Origin of the sequence: Asaia sp. VD9, assembly GCF_037150015.1 — a bacterium.
Classification (GTDB): Bacteria; Pseudomonadota; Alphaproteobacteria; order Acetobacterales; family Acetobacteraceae; genus Asaia.
The window spans coordinates 197593-218317 of record NZ_JBBCQM010000003.1 but is presented as its reverse complement, the minus strand read 5'-3'; the positions used below and the strand labels follow the sequence as shown (position 1 = coordinate 218317).

General features: G+C 61.8%; 22 protein-coding genes. 11 read left to right on the top strand and 11 right to left on the bottom strand.

Annotation, left to right across the window (positions count from 1 at the left end; translation table 11 throughout):
- Window positions 1-310: 310 nt before the first annotated feature.
- From WFJ47_RS05625 to WFJ47_RS05615, 3 genes are all read right to left on the bottom strand, one after another.
- Window positions 311-883 carry a cytochrome b/b6 domain-containing protein gene (locus tag WFJ47_RS05625; RefSeq protein WP_336761458.1) on the bottom strand — a complete coding sequence of 191 codons (573 nt, stop codon included), beginning with the start codon at window positions 881-883 and terminating at the stop codon, window positions 311-313.
- A complete protein-coding gene (locus WFJ47_RS05620) occupies window positions 880-1986 on the bottom strand; it encodes a catalase family peroxidase (protein ID WP_336761456.1) in 1107 nt (368 codons plus the stop codon). Before WFJ47_RS05620 ends, WFJ47_RS05625 begins: the two co-directional genes overlap by 4 nt.
- Before the next feature lie 114 nt (window positions 1987-2100).
- Entirely contained in the window at window positions 2101-2337 is a 237-nt protein-coding gene (locus tag WFJ47_RS05615) for a DUF1272 domain-containing protein (protein ID WP_336761454.1), read from the bottom strand.
- 219 nt (window positions 2338-2556) lie between these two features.
- Between WFJ47_RS05615 and sodC the strand changes: the two genes are divergently transcribed.
- Complete coding sequence (sodC, locus tag WFJ47_RS05610) at window positions 2557-3105, top strand: superoxide dismutase[Cu-Zn] (RefSeq protein ID WP_336761452.1); 549 nt, start codon at window positions 2557-2559, stop codon at window positions 3103-3105.
- 114 nt (window positions 3106-3219) lie between these two features.
- On the opposite strand, the gene WFJ47_RS05605 is transcribed toward sodC, so the two are convergent.
- The 4 genes from WFJ47_RS05605 to mtnA form a co-directional block, all read right to left on the bottom strand.
- Entirely contained in the window at window positions 3220-3684 is a 465-nt protein-coding gene (locus WFJ47_RS05605; protein WP_336761450.1) for a nuclear transport factor 2 family protein, read from the bottom strand.
- 22 nt (window positions 3685-3706) lie between these two features.
- Window positions 3707-4981, bottom strand: coding sequence for an adenosylmethionine--8-amino-7-oxononanoate transaminase (locus tag WFJ47_RS05600; RefSeq protein ID WP_336761449.1), 1275 nt, complete (start codon window positions 4979-4981; stop codon window positions 3707-3709).
- Between the two features lie 44 nt (window positions 4982-5025).
- Window positions 5026-5985, bottom strand: a complete 960-nt coding sequence (locus WFJ47_RS05595; protein WP_127102644.1) for a DUF2272 domain-containing protein — start codon at window positions 5983-5985, stop codon at window positions 5026-5028.
- 169 nt (window positions 5986-6154) lie between these two features.
- A complete protein-coding gene (gene mtnA, locus WFJ47_RS05590) occupies window positions 6155-7258 on the bottom strand; it encodes an S-methyl-5-thioribose-1-phosphate isomerase (protein ID WP_127102645.1) in 1104 nt (367 codons plus the stop codon).
- Between the two features lie 231 nt (window positions 7259-7489).
- Here mtnA and WFJ47_RS05585 point away from each other — a divergent pair, with 231 nt between their 5' ends.
- The 7 genes from WFJ47_RS05585 (at window position 7490) to bioD (ending at window position 14000) form a co-directional block, all read left to right on the top strand.
- Window positions 7490-8122 carry an NUDIX hydrolase gene (locus tag WFJ47_RS05585; protein WP_336761446.1) on the top strand — a complete coding sequence of 211 codons (633 nt, stop codon included), beginning with the start codon at window positions 7490-7492 and terminating at the stop codon, window positions 8120-8122.
- Window positions 8123-8126: 4 nt separating this feature from the next.
- Entirely contained in the window at window positions 8127-9209 is a 1083-nt protein-coding gene (locus tag WFJ47_RS05580) for a glycosyltransferase family 4 protein (RefSeq protein WP_336761444.1), read from the top strand.
- 78 nt (window positions 9210-9287) lie between these two features.
- Window positions 9288-9716: a hypothetical protein gene (locus WFJ47_RS05575; protein ID WP_127102648.1), complete on the top strand. Its 429-nt coding sequence runs from the start codon at window positions 9288-9290 to the stop codon at window positions 9714-9716.
- 137 nt (window positions 9717-9853) lie between these two features.
- Entirely contained in the window at window positions 9854-10759 is a 906-nt protein-coding gene (locus tag WFJ47_RS05570; protein WP_336761442.1) for an SDR family oxidoreductase, read from the top strand.
- Between the two features lie 36 nt (window positions 10760-10795).
- A complete protein-coding gene (locus WFJ47_RS05565; protein ID WP_336761440.1) occupies window positions 10796-11980 on the top strand; it encodes an aminotransferase class I/II-fold pyridoxal phosphate-dependent enzyme in 1185 nt (394 codons plus the stop codon).
- Window positions 11977-12609, top strand: a complete 633-nt coding sequence (locus WFJ47_RS05560; RefSeq protein WP_336761438.1) for an alpha/beta hydrolase — start codon at window positions 11977-11979, stop codon at window positions 12607-12609. The genes WFJ47_RS05565 and WFJ47_RS05560 overlap by 4 nt, the downstream gene beginning before the upstream one ends.
- Window positions 12606-14000 carry a dethiobiotin synthase gene (bioD, locus tag WFJ47_RS05555; protein WP_336761436.1) on the top strand — a complete coding sequence of 465 codons (1395 nt, stop codon included), beginning with the start codon at window positions 12606-12608 and terminating at the stop codon, window positions 13998-14000. The genes WFJ47_RS05560 and bioD overlap by 4 nt, the downstream gene beginning before the upstream one ends.
- Window positions 14001-14006: 6 nt before the next feature.
- Here the strand turns inward: bioD and WFJ47_RS05550 are convergent, their stop codons facing one another.
- Window positions 14007-14408, bottom strand: a complete 402-nt coding sequence (locus tag WFJ47_RS05550; protein ID WP_336761434.1) for a rhodanese-like domain-containing protein — start codon at window positions 14406-14408, stop codon at window positions 14007-14009.
- A 72-nt stretch (window positions 14409-14480) separates the two neighbouring features.
- Between WFJ47_RS05550 and WFJ47_RS05545 the strand changes: the two genes are divergently transcribed.
- The 3 genes from WFJ47_RS05545 (at window position 14481) to WFJ47_RS05535 (ending at window position 17863) form a co-directional block, all read left to right on the top strand.
- The gene (locus tag WFJ47_RS05545) at window positions 14481-15536 is read left to right on the top strand and encodes a cysteine synthase A (RefSeq protein WP_336761432.1); all 1056 of its coding nucleotides are present in this window, start codon (window positions 14481-14483) and stop codon (window positions 15534-15536) included.
- A gap of 76 nt (window positions 15537-15612) precedes the next feature.
- Window positions 15613-16332 carry a response regulator gene (locus WFJ47_RS05540; protein WP_127102655.1) on the top strand — a complete coding sequence of 240 codons (720 nt, stop codon included), beginning with the start codon at window positions 15613-15615 and terminating at the stop codon, window positions 16330-16332.
- Complete coding sequence (locus tag WFJ47_RS05535) at window positions 16316-17863, top strand: ATP-binding protein (RefSeq protein WP_127102656.1); 1548 nt, start codon at window positions 16316-16318, stop codon at window positions 17861-17863. Before WFJ47_RS05540 ends, WFJ47_RS05535 begins: the two co-directional genes overlap by 17 nt.
- A 128-nt stretch (window positions 17864-17991) precedes the next feature.
- Here the strand turns inward: WFJ47_RS05535 and WFJ47_RS05530 are convergent, their stop codons facing one another.
- From WFJ47_RS05530 to WFJ47_RS05520, 3 genes are read right to left on the bottom strand one after another with little or no spacing between them, the layout of a single operon-like run.
- Entirely contained in the window at window positions 17992-18642 is a 651-nt protein-coding gene (locus WFJ47_RS05530; protein ID WP_336761429.1) for a methionine ABC transporter permease, read from the bottom strand.
- The gene (locus WFJ47_RS05525) at window positions 18623-19654 is read right to left on the bottom strand and encodes an ATP-binding cassette domain-containing protein (RefSeq protein ID WP_336761427.1); all 1032 of its coding nucleotides are present in this window, start codon (window positions 19652-19654) and stop codon (window positions 18623-18625) included. Before WFJ47_RS05525 ends, WFJ47_RS05530 begins: the two co-directional genes overlap by 20 nt.
- On the bottom strand, window positions 19651-20466 hold the full coding sequence (locus WFJ47_RS05520; RefSeq protein ID WP_336761425.1) for a MetQ/NlpA family ABC transporter substrate-binding protein: 816 nt from the start codon (window positions 20464-20466) through the stop codon (window positions 19651-19653). The genes WFJ47_RS05525 and WFJ47_RS05520 overlap by 4 nt, the downstream gene beginning before the upstream one ends.
- Window positions 20467-20725: the final 259 nt, after the last annotated feature.

Genomic DNA, 20725 nt, shown 5'->3' with positions numbered 1-20725 from the left:
CACGCTGTGGCAGAACACGCGTATGAACTCTGAAAAGGCCTCAAAAGCACTTTTTCCGTAGGGGCGTGGACGGTGCCAGGCGTCGCTTCTGCGCATAGAGAGCAATATTCCAGGCGTCGTGAAGAGACGCATGTCGTGTGCTGTGCAGGGCATCAGCGTCGCACCAGGAGAAGATGAGCCTGTCTTGCCGCCGGTGATGCGGGGCAGGCTGAAGCGACAAGCCGTCCTTTCCAGGCGCCCCTGCTGCACGGAGGCGGAATTGCGACGGAAAGAGCCATTCCCCCCGCGTAGCGCGCCAGATCCCTTGGGGTCAGTCCGTCGGTTGGCTGGAAGATACTGAAGGGGCCTTCCTTTGGCCCATCATGCTCCGCAGAACAGTGTCGCGCCGGATCAGCCCATGAAAGAGCGCCGCACCGCTATGCGCGAGGATCAGACCGAAGAGCCCGAAAGCCAATATGGTATGCGCCAGTCGCAACCAACCCCACAGTGCCGCATTTCTGGGCAGGATGGGCGGTAGCAGCACATCGCTACCAAAAAGAGGAACAGGATAGCCCCCCGCAGAGAGCATGGCCCAGCCGATGAGAGGCAGCGCGATCATCAGCCCGTAAAGGGCCCAGTGCGACGCATGCGCAGCCAGAACGAGAACCGGGGAAAGATCTCCAGGCAAGGCGGGCGGCGGATTGAGCATGCGATTGAGCAACCGCAGAAGGGCCAGAATCAATATGGCCAGCCCCAGAGGCCGGTGAAAGGCAACGAGGGCATGATAGGCGGGCCCGACACTGGATGCCATGAAGACACCCACGAAAAGCATGATCAGAACAAACACGGCCATGAGCCAATGCAGGAACCGTGCGCTCCGTGCGAAAACGAGAGGGGGAGTCATGAGGCCTTCTCCGGGACCGGAACTGTCGCAGGGCTATCTGGCCGGGTCGGGGCCGAGGGCGAGAAGGCCGGCACAGGACGGCCCTCGCGTGAGCGCTCGGCAAATGAGCGCATATAGGCAGCCGAGCGCGCCTGAAGCACAGGATCATCCGAAGGCGCAATGCCGGGCGGCAGGATCAGAGGATCAAAGGTGATTCCTGTGCATGCTCCGGTGGTCTCACTCTCGATCCTGTCGAGCGTCAGCGTGCCAGCCTCGATCTGCTGGTCGTTCTGGGACCATTGGCGGCTCGGATCACGCACATCTTCTCCCTTTCCCGCCAGGGTCAAAACCAGATTCCAGCGCAGCGGGTGCGAGGAAAGGGCCTCATCCAGTTGCTGGAACAGGGAGTCCTTCCCCTGCTCCGGAGCTTCGTTAAAATGCTGCTCCTCAGGCACCATGGCAAAACGAACGGGATGGGTCTGCCCTTTGGCGTCTTGCAGGATAAAACTGTTCAGACTGCGATAGGTGTCACTCTCGAACCCCGAGGTCACCTGACGATGCGCCAGGGCCATCCCGGCCGCTGCCAGCCAGGGATGGGCCTGGCGGAATGCGGCCACAGCGCCGGGGTCGGGCTTGCCCGTGACCGGATCAGGACGTACCGCCTTCTGAAGCGCCTGGAATTCCTGCGGCGTGCTCACCGGAAATACCGGAATGTCATTCAGCCCCATGCGCCATTCCTGTCCGTCAGGGGCCATCAGGCTCAGCGCAATGCTGCGCACTTTTCCCGGAGCATCGCCCTGATACGGCATACCGCCTGCCAGCGCGAACCGTCCGATCACGGGCACTCTCTCCGCCCGAAACGCAAAGGCGGTCGAGAGCGCCGCGGCAGCGCCTGACCCCTCATACCAGCCTGCAACGCAGACGCCCTTGGCATGATTACGCCTGAAACCCGGATGCTTGCCATCCACCCCCTGAAGCGCAGAAAGGAGGGTGTTCTGCGTGACCCGATGCGGGCTGAACCACCCGCCGGCAGCCGCGAACCCGGCCAGAAGCAGGCACGGCAGGGAAACAACCCCAAGCCAGCGTACCAACCCGGAAGACGTCCCGGGTGCGTTCTTGGCCATGACGATCCATTCTCCGCAGCGATCATGCTGGCAATCGGAAGCGTCTAGCGCTTCCCTGCCCTCTCTCGACCGAACGCTATCAAAGAGCTGGGAGCGCCGTTAGAAAATTCCGTTTTAGGAACGAGGGTCGGAACACGCCCCTAGCACCCGCTGACCCGAAGCTGGATTTTGCGCAAGATGAATGGCCGGTCTGATCGGGCGTCGCACAAGCTCGCCTTGGCAATTCGGACAATGCCCCCCGAGACGGGTTTCTGCGCAGCGAATGCAGAATGTGCACTCGAAGGAGCAGATCAGCGCCTCCGGCGGCAAGTCGCGATCACAGCATTCGCAGTTCGGTCTCAGAGCCAACATGAAGAGTTTCCCTACCAGGTTTCGAGGGACCATGCCCTGTTTGGCTGAATCATGCGACCGAGAAGAACCGGTCGCGTTGCACAGTGCGCACATTCCAGGCCTTGCGTCGGGCTTCCGGCAGGATTGCGAAGCCTTCTCAACTCAGGCAGTCTCGTGACGTTATCGCACAGATTTTCCCCGGTGGCGGCTTGTCGCCCCCCCAGATCGAGGTCTCCCACCATGCGTTCAGCCCTGCTCAAGACCGTCTCTCTTTTCGCCCTTTCCGGCGCACTCGTAACGATTGCGCTTACTCAGGCCTCGTCCGCCCAGGCTGCCGATACGGCGTCTGGTGCGCTGCTCGGCAATGACGGCAAAGCCCATGGCACCGTGACCGTGACCGACGCACCGAAAGGCGTGATCCTTCGCGTGGTTGCAGAAGGTCTGGCTCCCGGGTGGCATGGCATGCATTTTCACGAGAAGGGTAGCTGTGTCCCACCGAAATTCACAAGCGCGGGCGGTCACGTCCACGCGGTTACACCGGTTGTGCATGGTCTGCTGACCCCGAATGCGACCGATGCCGGCGATCTGCCCAATCTCTATGTCGCGAAGGATGGCACAGCGACGGTGGAGCTCTATTCCACCCTCGTCTCCCTTCATGGCGTCGAGGGGCGCCCGGCCCTGAAAGATGCCGATGGCTCGGCGCTGATCATCCATACCAGCCTGGACGACTATACCACCCAGCCGATCGGTGGCGCTGGCGCCCGCGTGGCCTGCGCAGTTCTGAACTAGGCATCAAGGCCCAACAGCCAACCGCTCCCGATGTCCCCATCCGATTCCCCTTCCCCGCAGGGAGGGGAAACCCGGCGTGATAGTGTCTTTCACCCCGACCGAAATCCGGAGATATCAGAGACCCAGATCGCTCAGGCCGGGATGGTCATCCGGTCGGGCACCTTGCGGCCAGTGAAAAAGGCGATCCGCCTTTTCTATCGCTAGGTCATTGATCGACGCCATGCGACAGCACATCAGCCCCTGGCCGTCGAAGATCCAATTCTCGTTTCCGTAGGACCGGAACCACTGCCCCGTCTGATCGTGCCATTCATAGGCAAATCGTACGGCGATACGCGCGCCCTGAAAGGCAAAAAGCTCCTTGATCAGCCTGTAGTCGCGCTCCCCCTCCCATTTCCGGGTCAGGAACGCGATAATGGCCTCTCGGCCTTGCAGGAACTGACTTCGGTTGCGCCAGACGCTGTCGGGACTATAGGCCAGGGCCACCTGCCCGGGGTTGCGACTGTTCCAGCCATCTTCGGCGCGACGCACCTTGAGACGGGCGGAGTCCAGGGTAAACGGCGGTTTGAGTGTCTGGGGCATGGGGATATTTACCTGATCGCCGTCACGCGATTTTCCGAAAAGCACCGTCTCTAATCACCTGGGTGACCGCTCCGGTAAGAAGAGACAGATCCTCGGGCGTGATCGTGAAGGCCGGTGTCAGATAAAGAATGGTGCGATAGGGCCGTACCCAGACGCCAAGAGCGATGAGGGCAGCCTTGAGTCGCGTCATATCCTCGATCTGATCCAGCTCGACTACGCCAATGGCACCAAGCACGCGCACATCGCGCACGCCGGGCAGGGCGCGACAGGGCTCGAGTCCGGATTTCAGACCGGAGGAAAGAGCTGCGATCTGAGCCAGTCTTGGCTCGCGAGCGAACAGATCGAGCGAGGCACAAGCCGCCGTACAGGCAAGGGCATTGGCCATGAAGGTCGGGCCATGCATGAGCGCCGCGCCAGGAGCATCGGACAGGAACGCCTCGAACACATGGCGCCGCGCCACTGTGGCGGCAAGAGCGATCGTTCCGCCGGTCAGAGCCTTGGAGAGGGTAATGATATCAGGCACGATCCCGGCCTGCTCACAGGCAAACATCGTGCCGGTGCGACCGAACCCGGTGAAGATCTCGTCGAGAATCAACAGGACATCGTGCCTGTCGGCCAGTTCTCTCAGGCGGACGAGCACCTCAGGGGCATGGAAGATCATGCCTCCCGCCCCCTGGACCAGCGGCTCGACGATAATGGCGGCAATCTGATACCCTCTCCGGCTCAGCAGGTCGTCCAGTGAGTCGAGACCGGCCTCGTCGCGCGGCAAATCGGCAATGACCTGCTCAGGAAAAACCCCGGCAAACAGGCTGTGCATGCCTTCTTCCGGGTCACAGACCGACATCGTGGCCAAAGTGTCACCATGATAGCCATCGCGGAAAGACAAAAGCTTCGTGCGGCCTGTCACCCCGCGATTGATCCAATACTGGATGGCCATTTTCATGGCGACTTCGACCGCAACCGACCCGCTATCAGTGTAGAAACAGTGATCCAGATCTCCCGGCAGAAGGCTCGCCAGACGGGTGGAGAGCTCGCGCACGGGTTCGTGTACCAGCCCCCCCAGCATCACATGGGGCATGAGATCGAGCTGCGTCGTCAAGCGTGCGCGAATATGCGGGTGGTTGTAGCCGTGACAGGCTGTCCACCATGAGGCGATACCATCGACCAGAACTCGCCCGTCCTCGAGATGGATTCGCGTACCCTCGGTACGCTGCGCCACCAATGGCGCGGGCGCATCTTTCATCTGGGTATAGGGAAGCCAGATCAGGGGCAGATCTGGCGTCGTCTCATCGGTCATGACATCTCGTACAGGCCGGGATCGCCGGGTTACTGGGTTACGGGTTATTGGCCGCTATCGGGCTCGCGATCTGCATCGTACAGCACCTGAAGCACGGCACACCATGGATACCGCGTATCGTAGAACTGGCCTTCTGCCGTCGCGAGCGCTCCGTTCGAATCGGTCGGTACATGGGTGAGCGCCACTGTGTCATCCACATTGCCGCCGATGATGCTCAACTCATTGCCAAAGGGCGGAGCATTCTGATGCGTGGCAACGACGATGCCACAATGCGAGGGAAAGCCGTATGACGTGGGCAGCATGGCAAAGGTCACGCTGCGACTCTTGCCTCGTCCCACACAAAGCAGATCACCCAGCTGCGGCGCATAGGTCTTGGGGTCCTGGGCGCGCAGCCCGGTGGACTGACCCGATGCGGCCGCATTGATATAGGTCGAATGGTTGGGCGAATACGGGAAGCGATCATTGGCCCCAGCCACACGCATCACATAGGAGATGAAGGCGGCCGACCAGGCATAATGTCCGTCATTCTCAGGGCGGAAGAGCTGGCCGTCGGCGTTGTATTTACCACTCCACGCCACTTCCGTTTCGTACGGGTCCTGACCGATCCACCAATACTCCCCGACGCGCTGCCACAACCCCGGGATACGTTCCGGCTTCAGCGAGGGCGCGCTGGGCTCGGGCCGGTCCTCGGGGTCATCATCACTGACGGGGCTGCCAAACATGCGCCATTCGCGCATGGCGATGGCTACGACATCCTGACGATTGAACGGCACAAAATTGCGCGAGGCAAAATCGGGCACATGCCCGTCATACCCATAGGCTCCGACACGTCCATTGGCGTATTGGGCCATGGGCGTCTGGGCCGGATTCTGAGCCACGGGTTGAGCGGTATTGGCCGCACAGCCCGAGAGCAGAACAGCAACACCGAGCGCGAGAATTATTCGCGCCGGTGCGCCTGCGTGACTTTGTGCAATCGGCAAGAAAGAAGACAGTCCGGCGCCCATGATGATTCTCTACTCCCTGTATGCGCAACGAGCGCCGAACAGCGCCGGTTCATTACAGGGAGATAGGAACGAGTGCGGCGCTTCGGTCAAGTGCCGCCCCCTGACCTCCAGGGGCAAGGCCTCGACCATATCCCCTCAGGATCGAGGCGCCGGAGCAAGCACAGAAAACTCAGCCGGCCTGGTCGGGGAACAGAGCGGCTAGGGCGGAAGCGCTGGCGTCGCAACGTCCGCGTTCGGTAATAAGCCCTGAGACGAGGCGCGCCGGCGTAACGTCAAAGGCCGGATTGGCAGCGCTCGTGCTCATCGGTGTGACGCGGATGCGGGCAGCCTGACCCTGCTCGTCCAGACCATGCACATAGGTCACTTCCTCGCCCGAGCGTTCCTCGATGGGAATTTCCTTCACACCATCGGTCACGCGCCAGTCGAGTGTGGAAGAGGGCAGCGCCACCCAGAAAGGCACGTTATTGTCATGAGCGGCCAGCGCCTTGAGATAGGTGCCGATCTTGTTGGCCACATCGCCCTGACGAGTCACGCGATCCGTGCCGACGATCACCAGATCCACCTCACCATGCTGCATGAGATGGCCGCCCGCGTTATCGGCGACGAGGGTATGCGGTACGCCATGCGCGCCCAGCTCCCATGCGGTGAGCAAGGCGCCCTGGTTGCGCGGACGGGTTTCATCCACCCAGACATGCACGGGCAGACCCGCATCATGCGCCATATAGATCGGCGCGAGTGCCGTTCCCCAATCGACGGTCGCAATCCATCCCGCATTGCAGTGGGTTAGAATATTCAGGCGTTCCTGCCCGGGGCGACGCTTTTCCCAAAGGGTGCGGAACAATTCGAGACCGTGACGGCCAATGGATTCATTGACCTGCACATCCTCGTCGCAAATCGCATCGGCTTCGGCATAGGCCGCCGCCACACGCGCTTCCGGGGTGACGGGTTTAAGATGGGCCACCATACGCTCGATGGCCCAGCGCAGATTGATGGCGGTCGGGCGTGTCTCGACCAGACGCGCTGCGGCGTCTTCGAGCCCCTTATCCGTCGCATCCTTCTGAAGCGCGAAGGCAAGCCCATAGGCGGCGACAGCCCCAATCAGCGGCGCGCCACGTACCTGCATGGTGCGGATGGCGTGCGCCACCTGCTCTTCCTCACGCAGTGCCAGAATATCCAGCGTCCAGGGGAGCCTGGTCTGATCGAAGATATGGACCAGCTGCGGGTCCTGTGCGTCGCGCCAGACGCTGCGATAGGGCGTGCCGTTGATTTTCACGTGGAGTTCCGTCTTTCGGGCGTCATGAAGAATGGCCCTTCATGTGGCAAATACGGGCATCAGACTCAAGTTCCGGCCCCGCCCTTTCCCCGACGAGTCCGTGAGTCTTCATGCAATTGCCACAGGAATACGCCTCGGGCGTGACCCATAACCACCGATATCACAAGGGGATGTGGTTTTACGCACGCGCCGTTACACGCTAAGCTGTCCCATGAGCAGAAGGACCCCATCATGAGCGAACCGCAATGGCTGACCTGGGCACGCGATGTTCAGGCGATCGCCCAGAACGGGCTCACCTTTTGCCAGAACCCCTATGACCGAGAGCGCTACGAACAGCTCAGGAAGCTTGCCGCCCAGATGATCGGGGCACTGGGGCAGGGCGATCCGGATTCCGTGCTGGGCCTTCTGGAAAACGAGAAGGGCTACGCCACCCCCAAGATCGATGTGCGCGGTGCGGTGTTCAATGACCGGGGACAGATCCTGATGGTGCGCGAGGCCATCGATCAGGATCGCTGGACCCTGCCCGGTGGCTGGGCCGATGTGAATTACACCACAGCGGAGAACACGCTCAAGGAAGTGCTGGAAGAGAGCGGTTACACAGCTGAGATCGTGCGTCTTGCCGCGCTATGGGATCGCAACAGGCAGGGCCATCCGCCCGATATCTATAGCTGTGCCAAAGTCTTCTATCTCTGTCGCCTCACCGGCGGCAGTCCGAGCATCGACAATCTGGAAACATCGGGGATCGGCTGGTTCGACAGGGAAGCCCTGCCCGACGATCTCTCCCTGACACGCCTGCTGCCGCATCAATTGCAGCGCATGTTCGACCATTACGACCAGCCGGATCTGGCAACGGATTACGACTGAAACCATGAAGGTTCTGACCGTACTCCCCCGGCGGGAAGGCTATGCGCCCGACCGGGCCGGCGCCATCGCTCTGCTCGTGTCGCGGCTCGCTTCTCCCGAGGATATCGTGATCGGCACCGAGATCACCGGCACACCCCTGCCCGGTGGACAATTCGTGGCCGTGAGCGAACCAGGTGGGCTTCACCGCTGGCGGCGTGACGGCACGCGCTATCGCATCGCCTGCCAGCGCGAGATCAAGCGTCACAAGCCCGATCTGATCGAGGTCCATAACCGCCCTGCCCTGGCGCGCGCCCTGAGCCGCTGCGGCATTCCGGTGCATCTGATCCTGCATAACGACCCACAGGACATGCATGGCGCGCGTCGCCCGCGCCAGAGACAAGAACTCATGCAGCATGTGCGTGTGTTCGTCGTGTCGCTCTGGCTGCGCCGTCGCTATCTGGAAGATCTGGATGACGGGCCGGTCACGGTCATGCCCAATTGCCTGGACCTCACAACCCTGCCCACGCCGCCTGCCGAACGGGCGAAGCTCGTGCTTTTTGCCGGGCGCATGGTGTCTGACAAGGGTGCCGATGCCTTCGTGCGGGCCTGGGCTGCCGTCAGCAAACAGGCGCCAGGCTGGCGCGCCATCATGATCGGCGCCGATCGCTTTCGCTTCAATTCGCCCCGCACCACCTTCGTCGACCGGGTTGAAGCGAGCGCGAACGCGGCAGGAATCACGTTATGCGGCTACCAGATGCATCATCAGGTGCTTGAAGCGATGGCCGCAGCCTCTATTGTGGTGGTCCCCAGCCGCTGGCCCGAGCCCTTCGGCCTCACCGCGCTCGAAGCCATGGCGAGCGGTGCCGCCGTGATTGCCTCGCCGCGCGGCGGATTGCCCGAGGTGGTCGGCAATGCCGCCCTTCTGGCTTTACCGGATGAGGGCGATGCCCTCGAACAGGCGCTGCTGCGCCTGATCAACGAACCTGCCTTGCGCGCTGCATGCGTCGAGCGCGGCTATGTGCAGGCGCGCAAATTTGATCTCTCTCCGGCACGGGAAATGCTGCAGAAAATGCGCGAGCGTTCGGTCAAAAGCGACAATCGCCGCTAGAACGCTCCAGTTTGCGCCGTATATTCGACACATTGAGATCATTGATTGACATCGAACAGTATTTGACTGCGAGGACTCATGTTCAAGACACGTTTTCTGCCCGCCCTGGCCCTGACAGCTCTTGTATCAGCGCCACTGGCCCATGCGCAGACTTCCGGATGCAACAACAATACTTCCGGTAACGATATGATCGGTCGACTGGCCAATAAGGAAAACTGCCTGAATGACCGCGTGCAGAACTGGCAGAACAAGAATCACGAAGCTGCTGAGGCCCGTGAAAAGAAACTGACCGACCTGCGTGACAAATACACCAACGCCCCCGAGCGCGAGCGTCAGAAGATCCAGAACAAGATCGACGACCAGAAGAACAAGCTGAACGAGATCAAGCAGGAACGGACCCAGCGTATCGATCAGTTCCGCTCTGATCAGAAAGAGCAGCATCAGCGCATGAAAGCGCTGTCTGACAAGACAAAGCAGGATTTCCGCAATCTCGGTCGCCTGAACTGAGACATCTGCCGAAATGCCCCGCCCTGCGCCCACAATGGGGGTAACGCAGGGCCACGCCTCGGAGCCTCAGATTAAAAACGCCCCACCTCGCCGAATCCGCATGTCGTGCTTTGACATTCACGGGTAAGACGAAGCGCATGACGGCTTCCCTTCCCCCGCATACTTCCGATGTGACGACCGGCCGCCCTGATCCGCAAACGCACGATCAGGCCTTCTCGGCGCTGCCTGGCAGGCTCGTGGTGCTGACCGGCGCCTCCGGCGGGATCGGTATCCTCACGGCGCAGCGCCTGCTGGCCGAAGGGTATCGCGTCATAGCTCTGTGCCGTTCCAGACCCGCCCTCGACGCACCGGGTCTGCGGCACCTCCCCTGCGATCTGGGCAGTACGGCATCTCTTGCCGAGGCTGCCACATGTCTCCAGCAAGAGGGATCGGCCCTCCATGCGCTCATCCATTGCGCCGGAACCATTACCCCCTCTTCCGTGGCAGAGGCGCAGGACGCCGATCTGGTGGCCCAGATTGCCCTCAATCTCACCGCCCCGATCCTGCTGACACGCCAGCTTCTGCCGCTCATGTCCCTGCAAGATCATCGACCGCACAGGCATGTGGTATTCGTCAATTCGATGGCGGCCGTCATGCCGCTGGCAGGCAGTGCGGTCTATGCCGCCTCCAAGGCAGGTCTGCGCAGCTTTGCCCTGTCTCTGGCTCAGGAGATGCGCCACAGCGGAATCACGGTCAGCACGGTGTTTCCTGGAGCGGTTCAGACCGAGATGCTGGCACGCGAGATGCAACAGGGAGGGTCGATGCTCAACTATGTCAGCACACCGCTCGACCCCGATCATGTTGCGCGCGCCGTCACGGCACAGCTCGCCCGTCCGCACACCGAAACCTACCTGCCCGCCATGGACGGCATTTTCGGGAGGCTCTGTATGCTGGCCCCCTGGCTGCTGGGGCTGACCCTGCCATTGCTCGGCGCTCTCGGACAGCGCGGCTATCGCAGGGCCATGGCGCGAATGCCCCGTACCGGCGATCATCGCAACAGCTGATTGACAAGCCCCGGGTCCTGACGGCAGGGACAAATCATGACGCGCTTTGACATGCTTTTCAGCCAGGCTCTGGACTCACTCGAGTCACGGAAACTGCGCCGTCGGTTGCGCCCGCTGCACCGCACACCAGATCAGGTGATGCGTCAGGGACAGGCCATCCTCGATTTCTCATCGAATGACTATCTCGGCCTGTCCGGTCATCCGCTCCTGCGCGAGCGCGCGGCGGACTGGGCCATGCAGCATGGCACAGGCGCACGCGCCTCGCGCCTCGTATCGGGCACGCTCGACCTGCATGAGCAGATCGAGCGGCGACTTGCCAGCTTCAAGGGCACCGAAGCCGCACTGATCTTCGCGTCAGGCTGGCAGGCGAATGCGGCTGTCCTGCCGGCACTTTTTCGAATGGCCAGGGAACAGACAGGAGAAACGCCGCTGGTCTTCGCGGACCGGCTGAACCATGCCAGCATGCACCATGGCTGTGCGGCGGCAGGCGTCCGTCAGATACGCTTTCGGCATAACGATCTGGATCATCTCGACGCCCTGCTCAAACGCCATGCCGATCTGCCGGGCCTGCGCTTCATTCTGACCGAGAGCGTATTCTCGATGGATGGCGATACAGCCGATATCGCCGCCCTTTCGGCATTGGCACGACGGCACGACGCCTTTCTCTATCTGGACGAGGCGCATGCGACGGGCGTGCTGGGTCCGCAGGGCCGGGGCCTGTCGCATGGTCATCCGGTCGATCTGGTCATGGGCACGTTCAGCAAGGCGTTGGGGGGCATGGGCGCCTATATCGCGGGGTCACGCGCACTCTGCGACTGGATCATCACCAGCAGCTCCGGCTTCATCTACAGTACCGCCCCGTCTCCGCCGATGCTGGGCGCCATGGATGCCGCGCTCGATCTGGTGCCCGGAATGGAAGCCGAACGTCTGGGCTTGCGTCAGAAAGCGCGAAGCTTTCGGGACAGATTGACGGCGGCCGGTATCAATACCGGGGCCTCCACCACCCAGATCGTCCCCGTCATGATCGGCGATGAGACAGAGACACTGGCGCTGGCCCAGTCGCTCGAGAAGGCAGGGCTTCTGACCATCGCCATACGTCCACCCACCGTGCCCGCCGGTTCTGCCAGACTGCGTATCGCGCTCAGCACCCAGCATGACACGGCGGCGCTCGATCATCTGGCGGAGGCAGTGATCGGAGCCTTGGGGCAACACACGACATGAAGCTCGTCTTCATGCATGGCTGGAGCTTCGATCACAGCTTCTGGGCCCCCTTGCTGGCCGTTTTGGGACCATGCGATGCGCTTTGCCTCGATCATGGCTATACAGGTGCGGCACAGCTCGAGGCTCTGCCTGATGAGGATTTCATTGCCATCGGGCACTCGGCGGGGGTGCTCTGGTTCCTGAACCGGGAGCTGCCGCATTGTCGGGGCATGATCGCATTCAACGGGTTTGCCCGGTTCAGCCAAAGCGAGGATTTTGCACCCGGTATCCCCCGGCGCGTGCTGACGCGTATGCAGACAAAACTGCACGAGGCCCCCGCTTCGGTCGTCACGCCATTCCGCCAGCAATTCACGCCGTTTCTGCCCTGTCCTGCCACGCTCGACGGCAAAGCGCTGGAACAGGGACTGGCCGAACTGATCGATGCGGATGGCCGTCCGAATGCCCGAAACCGGGGTGAGACACTTCTCGCCGTGCAGGGAAGTCATGATCCACTCGTGTCGAGCGCGCTTCATGAAGCCAGCTTCGCCACGAACAGACGCCTGACACTGGAAGGGGGGCATCTGCTTCCACAGACCGCACCCCAGGCCTGCGCTGACCTCATCCATGATGCGCTACGGGACTGGGCATGAGCATCGATCCTGCCGGAAGAGCGCGTGTCGCAGCGCGGTTCGACGCTGCCCGGCATTACGAGGGCGCGGCACGGGTACAGGCGCTTGCAGCAAGGCAACTGGCGCAGAGGCTCGAAACACTCTACGCGCACAATCCTGCCCCGCGCCGTATTCTCGAACTGGGATGCGGCACCGGTCTTCTGACCCGCGCCTTGCGCATTCTTTTCCCCGAGGCGGCGCTGACCGCGATCGATCTGTCTCCGCAGATGGTTGCCCGCGCCCATGAAGCCGTTCCCGAAGCGACCTATCATGTGATGGACGCCGAATATCCGACACTGGATAAGTCATTCGACCTGATCTGCTCGAACTTCTGCATCCAGTGGTTCACCGATCGCGCGGCCGCCTTCACCCGTCTATCCGGCATCCTCGCCCCCGGGGGGCGCATCGAGGTGACGACTCTGGCTCAGGGCAGCTTTGCCCAGTGGCATGCGGCCTGTTCCGCCTGTGCCTTGCCGAGCGGTTTTCCCGATTATCCCGATGCCTTTGCATTGGAGCAGGAATGGCCTGTGTCGATGCATGGAACGTGGCAGATCGACACCCTGCAGGACCGGGTCGGGTCGGCGCGCGCGTTCCTGCGCGACCTCAAGGCCATTGGGGCCACGACGCCCCGACCGGGAGCGAAACCACTCTCCATCCGCGCACTCAGGGACGTGATGACGCAATTCGACAGGACAGGCGACGTAATGGATTATCAGGTAGGTTTCGGATCGGCCCAGAAATACCGGGGTTTCTTCGTGACCGGTACCGATACCGGCATTGGCAAGACGCTCGTCTCCGCCATTCTCACGAAAGCCCTGAATGCCACATACTGGAAACCCTTCCAGACCGGCCTGGCTGAGGAAGCAGGCGATACGGCCAGCGTGACACATCTGGCCGCGCTCCCTCCCGAGCGCCTGATCCCGCCCGCCTATGGATTTCAGGCCCCCCTCTCACCGCAAGATGCGGCAGCCCTCGAACAGGTATTGGTCAGACCCGAGACCCTGCCCCTGCCCGAAACCGATCATTCCCTTGTGGTCGAGGGTGCAGGCGGGCTCATGGTGCCGCTCAATGACACGACACTGCTGATCGACTGGGCGGCCACTCTCAGTCTGCCCGTCATCCTCGTCTGCCGTAGCGGACTGGGCACGATCAATCATACCCTGCTCAGCCTGGAGGCGCTCAGACAGCGCGGGATGCGCGTGGCCGGAGTAATCATGAGTGGCACGCCCAATACGGCCAATCGAGAGGCGATCGCCCGCTTCGGCCAAGTCGAGATTCTGGCCGAAATTCCAGTGCTCGATGAAGTCACCCCTGAAAGCGTAGCGCGCGAGGCAGCCACTCTGGCAATTTCACTGCGCCAGCGCGGCTGGTAGCGCCCCTCAGCCGGGGAAGTAGCGCGGCAGATCCTGAAACTGCCAGCCGCAGACGTGCCCGCGCTGCCCGGTAGCATCGGGCGGCCCCTCATAGCCCTCCACGATATTGACGCTCGTTTCATACCCCAGATGAGCAGCGAGTTCGGCCGTCTGCTGCGAACGCACGCCTGAACGACACAGGAACAGGATCGGCGTGGCCAGATCGGGCACGGCGTCCCGCAGCGCCTGGGCAAAGCCTGCAGCGTCATACGGGTCCCAGCTCAGGGCCACGACATTCTTGTCCAATGTGGTCAGGTCCGGCAGACCGACGCTCTGCCACTCGGCTGGCATGCGCACATCAACCAGAACCGCATCCTTGTCAGCCGCGAGGCGTTCCCATCCTTCGCGCGCTGAAATACAGTCGACCATCGTTTTTCCTCATTTATAGTACATGCCACAACGTTAAACTGTGAAACCGCAGACGTATAGGATGGAATGCAGATGACCTCGCAGGACCAGACCCCCCTTTCCGCCCCACATGCCATCCCCGGCTGGCAGAATGTGTCGGAGGGCATGATCGGCGCCATTGGCGGTACCCCGCTCATCCGCCTCAAACGGGCCTCCGAAGCGACGGGTTGCGAGATCTACGGCAAGGCCGAGTTCATGAATCCCGGCGGGTCGGTCAAGGATCGCGCGGCGCTCGCCATCATTGTGGATGCGGAGGCACGTGGTCTGCTCAAGCCGGGCGGGATCATTGTTGAAGGCACGGCGGGGAATACCGGCATCGGTCTGACGCTGGTGGCGAAGGCGCGTGGCTATCGCACCATCATCGTCATGCCAGAGACCCAAAGTCGGGAAAAGATCGACTTCCTGCGCATGATCGGCGCTGATCTGCGTCTGGTTCCGGCCAAGCCTTTCCGCGATCCGGGCAATTACGTGCATGTCTCACGGCGCATCGCCGAGGAGACCGAGAATGCCGTCTGGGCCAACCAGTTCGACAATACGGCCAATCGCGAGGGTCATCGCACCACCACGGCGGTCGAGATCTGGCATCAGCTCGCTGGAAGAGTCGATGCCTTTACCTGCGCCTGCGGCACTGGCGGGACGCTTGCTGGCGTTGCACTCGGTCTTGGAGATCTGGCCGACAAGGCGGGTCGTAAACGCCCGGAAATCGTGCTTGCCGATCCGGAAGGATCAGGCCTGTATGGCTGGGTCAAATCGAACGATCTCAGCGTGTCCGGCGGATCGATCACCGAAGGGATCGGCCAGTCGCGTGTGACCGGAAATCTCGAAGGCGTGACGATCGATGATGCAGAGCGCATCCCCGACGCCGAAGCACTCGAGCAGATCTTCTCTCTTCAGGATCGCGAGGGGATATCCCTTGGCGGATCTGCCGGAATCAACGTGGCTGCAGCGATTCGCATCGCGCGACGGCTGGGTCCGGGGCATCGAATTGTAACAATCCTCTGCGATGGCGGGGCGCGCTACCAGTCCAAGATCTTCAATCCTGAATTCCTGCGGGCTAAAAACCTGCCTACCCCTCCCTGGCTCGATTGAGACGGGTTTTCGCAAGTTGTGACGGAATGAAACACCCCCTTGTGGGGCAGCTTCGATTCGGACCAATGTTACATTCATGGATACGACCCCGCACCTTCTCATCGTTGATGATGACCGCGAGATACGCGAGCTGCTCTGCCGCTTTCTCGAGCGCAATCACTTTCGGGTAACGGCCGCCCGTGACGGGCGTGAAGCCCGTCGCGCCTGGGCTGCCGGTCATTATCAGCTTGTGGTGCTGGATCTGATGCTTCCCGGCGAGAGCGGGCTCGACATCGCCCGCTGGCTGCGCAGCCAGGATAATATCCCCATCATCATGCTCACCGCCATGAGTGACGAAACCGACCGCATCATCGGTCTGGAATTCGGCGCGGATGATTATGTGGCCAAGCCCTTCAACCCACGCGAATTGCTGGCCCGCATCCGTGCGGTATTGCGTCGCACGGCGGACAGCTCGGACAAGAAACTCTCGGCTGATTCCCGGATGATCCGGTTCTCTGGCTGGACCCTCGAGCCTGCTCGTCGGCGTCTGCTGAACCCTGATGGCGCGGAAGTGCCGTTGACGGGTGGCGAATATGACATGCTGCTCGCCTTTCTGGAACGCGCCAACCGCGTTCTGACACGTGACATGCTGCTCGAATTGCTGCGCGGACGTCAGGCGGGGCCATTTGACCGTGCCATCGACGTGGCGGTCAGCCGTCTTCGTCGCAAGCTCGAGGATGACGGGCGCAATGCCCAGATGATCAAGACCGTGCGCGGTGGCGGCTATGTTCTTGCCGCCGATGTCGAACGCCTCTGACCCCGTGATTCGCCTTCTGCCGCGCTCGCTTCGGGCGCGCACCAATCTGCTGCTCATTGCGGGGCTCTGCGTGGTTCAGGCCGCCGGCCTGACCATCCATGCGCTCGATCACCTCAATATCGCCGACCGGGCCGAGATGCACGAGAATGAGCATCATGCCTTCTCGATCTATCATACCCTGGTCGAATTGCCGCCGGCAGATCGCGAAGCAGGGCTGGCCGCGATAGAAACACCGTCGAATTTCAAGATTGTTCTCGACGACAAGCCGGATACGCATTTCCCCAGCGCTTTCATCCCGATTCCGTTCGGTATGCCCCCCATGGGCCGCGCTATGCCTCAGCCCGGCGGTCAGGAGGAAGGCGGCTTTCCGTTACCCGGAGAGATGGGCGGCGGTGAAAATCGGCCGCCCTTCCCGTTCGAAGGCGGGCCGCCACCGGGGAATATGGACGCAACGCCAGGCGAGGAAAGACGCCCGCCGCCGTTCATCCCCCCCTCCCTTTCCGGTATGGGCATGTTGCCCGCGCGCCTGCGCCCGCAGCGTATCGTCATGGGCCACAAGCCCGGCACGCGCCACTACGCCATGTCCTTTCAGATGCCCGATGACCATCGCTGGCTGGATATGAGCTACACCGTGCGCCCCCCGAACCCGTTCGGTTCGCCCACCTTTATGATCTCGTTCGCGCTCATGACTATCTGCGGCGGTGGTCTCATTCTCTGGGGCTCCCACCGACTCATCGCGCCTGTCGCCACGCTCGCCAATGCCGCAACGGCATTGGGCAGGGACGTCCACGCCCAGCCTTTGCCGGAATCCGGCACGACTGAAATCCGCCAGGCCGCGCTCGCCTTCAACACCATGGCGGCGCGCATAAGGCGTTTTGTCACCGACCGCACTTTGATGCTGACCGCCATCGGGCATGACCTGCGCACGCCCATCACCCGACTCAAGCTGCGTGCCGAGTTCATCGACGATGATGAGTTACGCGACAAGTTTCTGGCCGATCTGGACGAGATGGAGAGCATGGTGGCGGCCACCCTCGCCTTTGGCCGTGACAGTTCCACCCAGGAACCCATGACCGCTCTGGATCTTGGCGCGCTCTTGCAAACCATCGCCGACGAAGCCGCCGAAGCCCGGCCCGATCTGGCCGATCAGGTCAATTACCAGGAGCCGGATACGGCCATCCGTATCAAGGCGCGCTCGCTCGCGCTCAAGCGCGCTCTGACAAATCTCGTCATGAATGCACTCAAATATGGTGGGTCCGCCACGATCAGCGTGACCTGCACCCGCGGGCCGGGTCAGGAAAAGAATGTCTGCATCCGTATCGACGATAAGGGCCCTGGTTTGCCCCAGGAAGATCTGGAACGCATGTTCGAACCCTTTGTCCGTGCCGAAACCAGCCGCAATCGCGAAACCGGCGGCACTGGCCTCGGTCTTGCCATCGCCCGCTCGACCGTGCGCGGCCAGGGCGGCGACGTCACTCTCGCAAACCGTCCCGATGGGGGATTAAGAGCGAGCGTCATTCTGCCATTGTGAAGAAGCAGGGCTCTGCACGGTACGAGCCGGGGCCTGAGCCCCACACCCCTATCCGGCGATCCTCGAAATCGGGTCCAGAGGCACGCCTCTGGCGGGGCGCGGGGTAGAGCCCCGCATCTCCCCTCTATTCAGCGCCGGATAGCGCGCACCGCCAGCGCACCGACACCCTGAATCACCCCCACAAGGAGAATCAGCACGGCCACGACCGCGAACATGATGGTGGTATTGAAGCGTTGATAGCCGTAACGGATGGCCAGATCGCCTAGCCCCCCAGCTCCAATTGCGCCTGCCATGGCGGAAGCGCCTACGAGGGTAATGGCGGTGACCGTCAGACCGGAGAGCAGACCCGGGAGCGCCTCAGGAATGAGAACGTAGCGGATAACCATCCAGCGCGTTCCTCCCATGACGCGTACAGCCTCGATCAGACCGGGCTCGATTTCCTGAAGCGAGATCTCTGCGATGCGCGCGTAATAGGGAATGGCCGCAATGGAAAGTGGCACGATTGCCGCCAGGGTACCGAGAGAGGTTCCCGCGATGAACCGCGTGACAGGAATGAGCAGGACCAGCAGGATAATGAATGGAATGGCGCGTATGGCGTCGATCAGCCAGCCGACCGGCCGGCCCAGCCAGGGCAGATCATAAAGATCGGTGCGGCGGGTCGCGATCATCAGCACGGCCAGAGGCAGGCCGACGATCAGGGCGATGAGACTGGAAGCCGCCACCATCTCCACTGTCTGGACTGTGGCGTCGGTGATGAGCCTAGCGATCAGCCGGTACATAGCCGAGCACCTCCGTCACATGGGCCTGCTGATCGAGAAAGATGCAGAGCGGGGCAGAAAGGGGTGCTGAAAAGGACAGGATCATGTCGGAAAGCAGCGCATCCCCGCAGGCCAGCGTACCGCCCTGTATCAAGGTAACCTCCTGCTGGAAGCGGGTCGTGAGATGGGAGAGGAAGGGCGTTCCTGCCGTTTCCGGACCAAGCACCACACGAAGCAGCGGACGCGTATCAGGGCCGGGATCGGGTAGAAGCCGACGCTTCAGCGCCTCGGGGAGCGTCGGGCGTATATCGGCCAGCAGGTTCTCGAGCCGGGGGTCTCCACGGCTGTCACGCATCAGCGTGGCCATGCTGCCGTTCTCGATCAGCGCGCCATGATCGAGAACGAGCACACGATGCGCGAAACGGCGCACGACCTCCATTTCATGCGTGATCAGGATAATGGTCAGGCCAAGCGTGCGGTTGATATCAGCCAGAAGTGCGAGAATGGAAGCGGTTGTGTGTGGGTCGAGCGCCGATGTCGCCTCATCGCACAGCAGGAGAGAGGGCGCGTTGGCGATAGCGCGCGCGATACCGACTCGCTGCTTTTGTCCGCCGGAAAGCTGCGAGGGGCGCTTGTGCCCGTGGCCGTCAAGCCCGACCAGAGCCAGCAATTCGTCAACGCGCGCTGTGATGCGCGCTTTCGGCCAGCCGGCAATTTCGAGCGGCAGGGCGATGTTTCCGGCGGCGCTGCGGGCATTCAGCAGATTGAAATGCTGAAAGACGAGTCCGACCTTGCGACGCGCCGCCACCAGGTCGCGCTCGGACAGTAGCGTGAGATCGGCGCCATCGAGCAGGATTTTTCCTTCGGTGGGGCGCTCAAGCGCGCAAAGGCAACGCAGGAGCGTGGATTTCCCCGCACCCGAACTACCGATCACGCCAATGATCTCCCCCTTCTCGACCTGAAAGCTGATATCGGACAGCGCGTTCTGCGCGCCGAAGCGGCAGGACAGGCCCGAGACATCGAGAAGACTCATGAAAAGGCGGGGATGACGGTATTGGCGTAAACATCGATCAACGCCTGACGGATATTGGGCTGCTGGTAGGCGCTGACCAGAGGCTTGACCCACGGGGCCTGAGCGTCATCGGTGTTGACGGCAATCACGCAGATATAGGGATTGTCTTTCACCCCTTCACGCGCGAGACGCTCATGCACTACGTCCACTCCCGCCTTATGCGCCCAGTCGGTATTGATCACCGCTGCATCGAGATCGGGCAAGGCGCGCCCGACCACACCGGCATCGAGTTCACGAATCGTGAAGTCATGGGGATTCTCGGTAATATCGAGCGGGGTAGGCAGCAATCCGGCAGAGGATGAAAGCTTGATGAAGCCCAAGGTCTGAAGAAGAAGCAGCGCGCGCCCCTCATTGCTCGGGTCATTGGGCACGCCGATCACGGCTCCTTTGGGCAGGGTCGCGAGCGTCTTCCACTTGCGGGAATACAGGCCGATCGGCGCCACATAAGTATTGCCCACCGGAGAAATCCTGAAGCCATGCGCCTCGCACTGCGCCTTGAGGAAGGGCATGTGCTGGAAGGAATTGGCATCCAGATCATGCGAGGCCAGGGCCTCGTCGGGGGTGGAGTAATCCGAGAAGGTGACAATCTTCAGTGCCAGTCCGGATTTCTGGGCATTCTGGCTGACGAGACGCCAGATATCCTCATCCTCACCCGCCATGATGCCTACGCGGATGACCTTGTCAGCCGCACGCGCCTTGCGCAGCGACAGCCCGACGGGTGCGGCGCCGAGCAGCGACAGGACCGAGCGGCGCGAGAGCGAGGAAAAAGGCATGGGCAGAATATCCGGAAAGGGCGGGTCAGGATGAAAAGAACAATTCAACAGAAATAAAACGTCTTTATGGAGTTTTCCTGTTGATTGAACGATTTTGCTCTGTCTTATACGGACAGCGCTCAGAATCAATCCTTTCTTTGCCCGGCACGGCACGTGCTCTCGCCAGAGCGCCTATGGCGAGAGCAGATCGAACGTCTCGCCGTAACAGAAAACGGTCATGGCCCACCTTTAAAATTCTCTGCGTTGCGCGCGGCCTTCG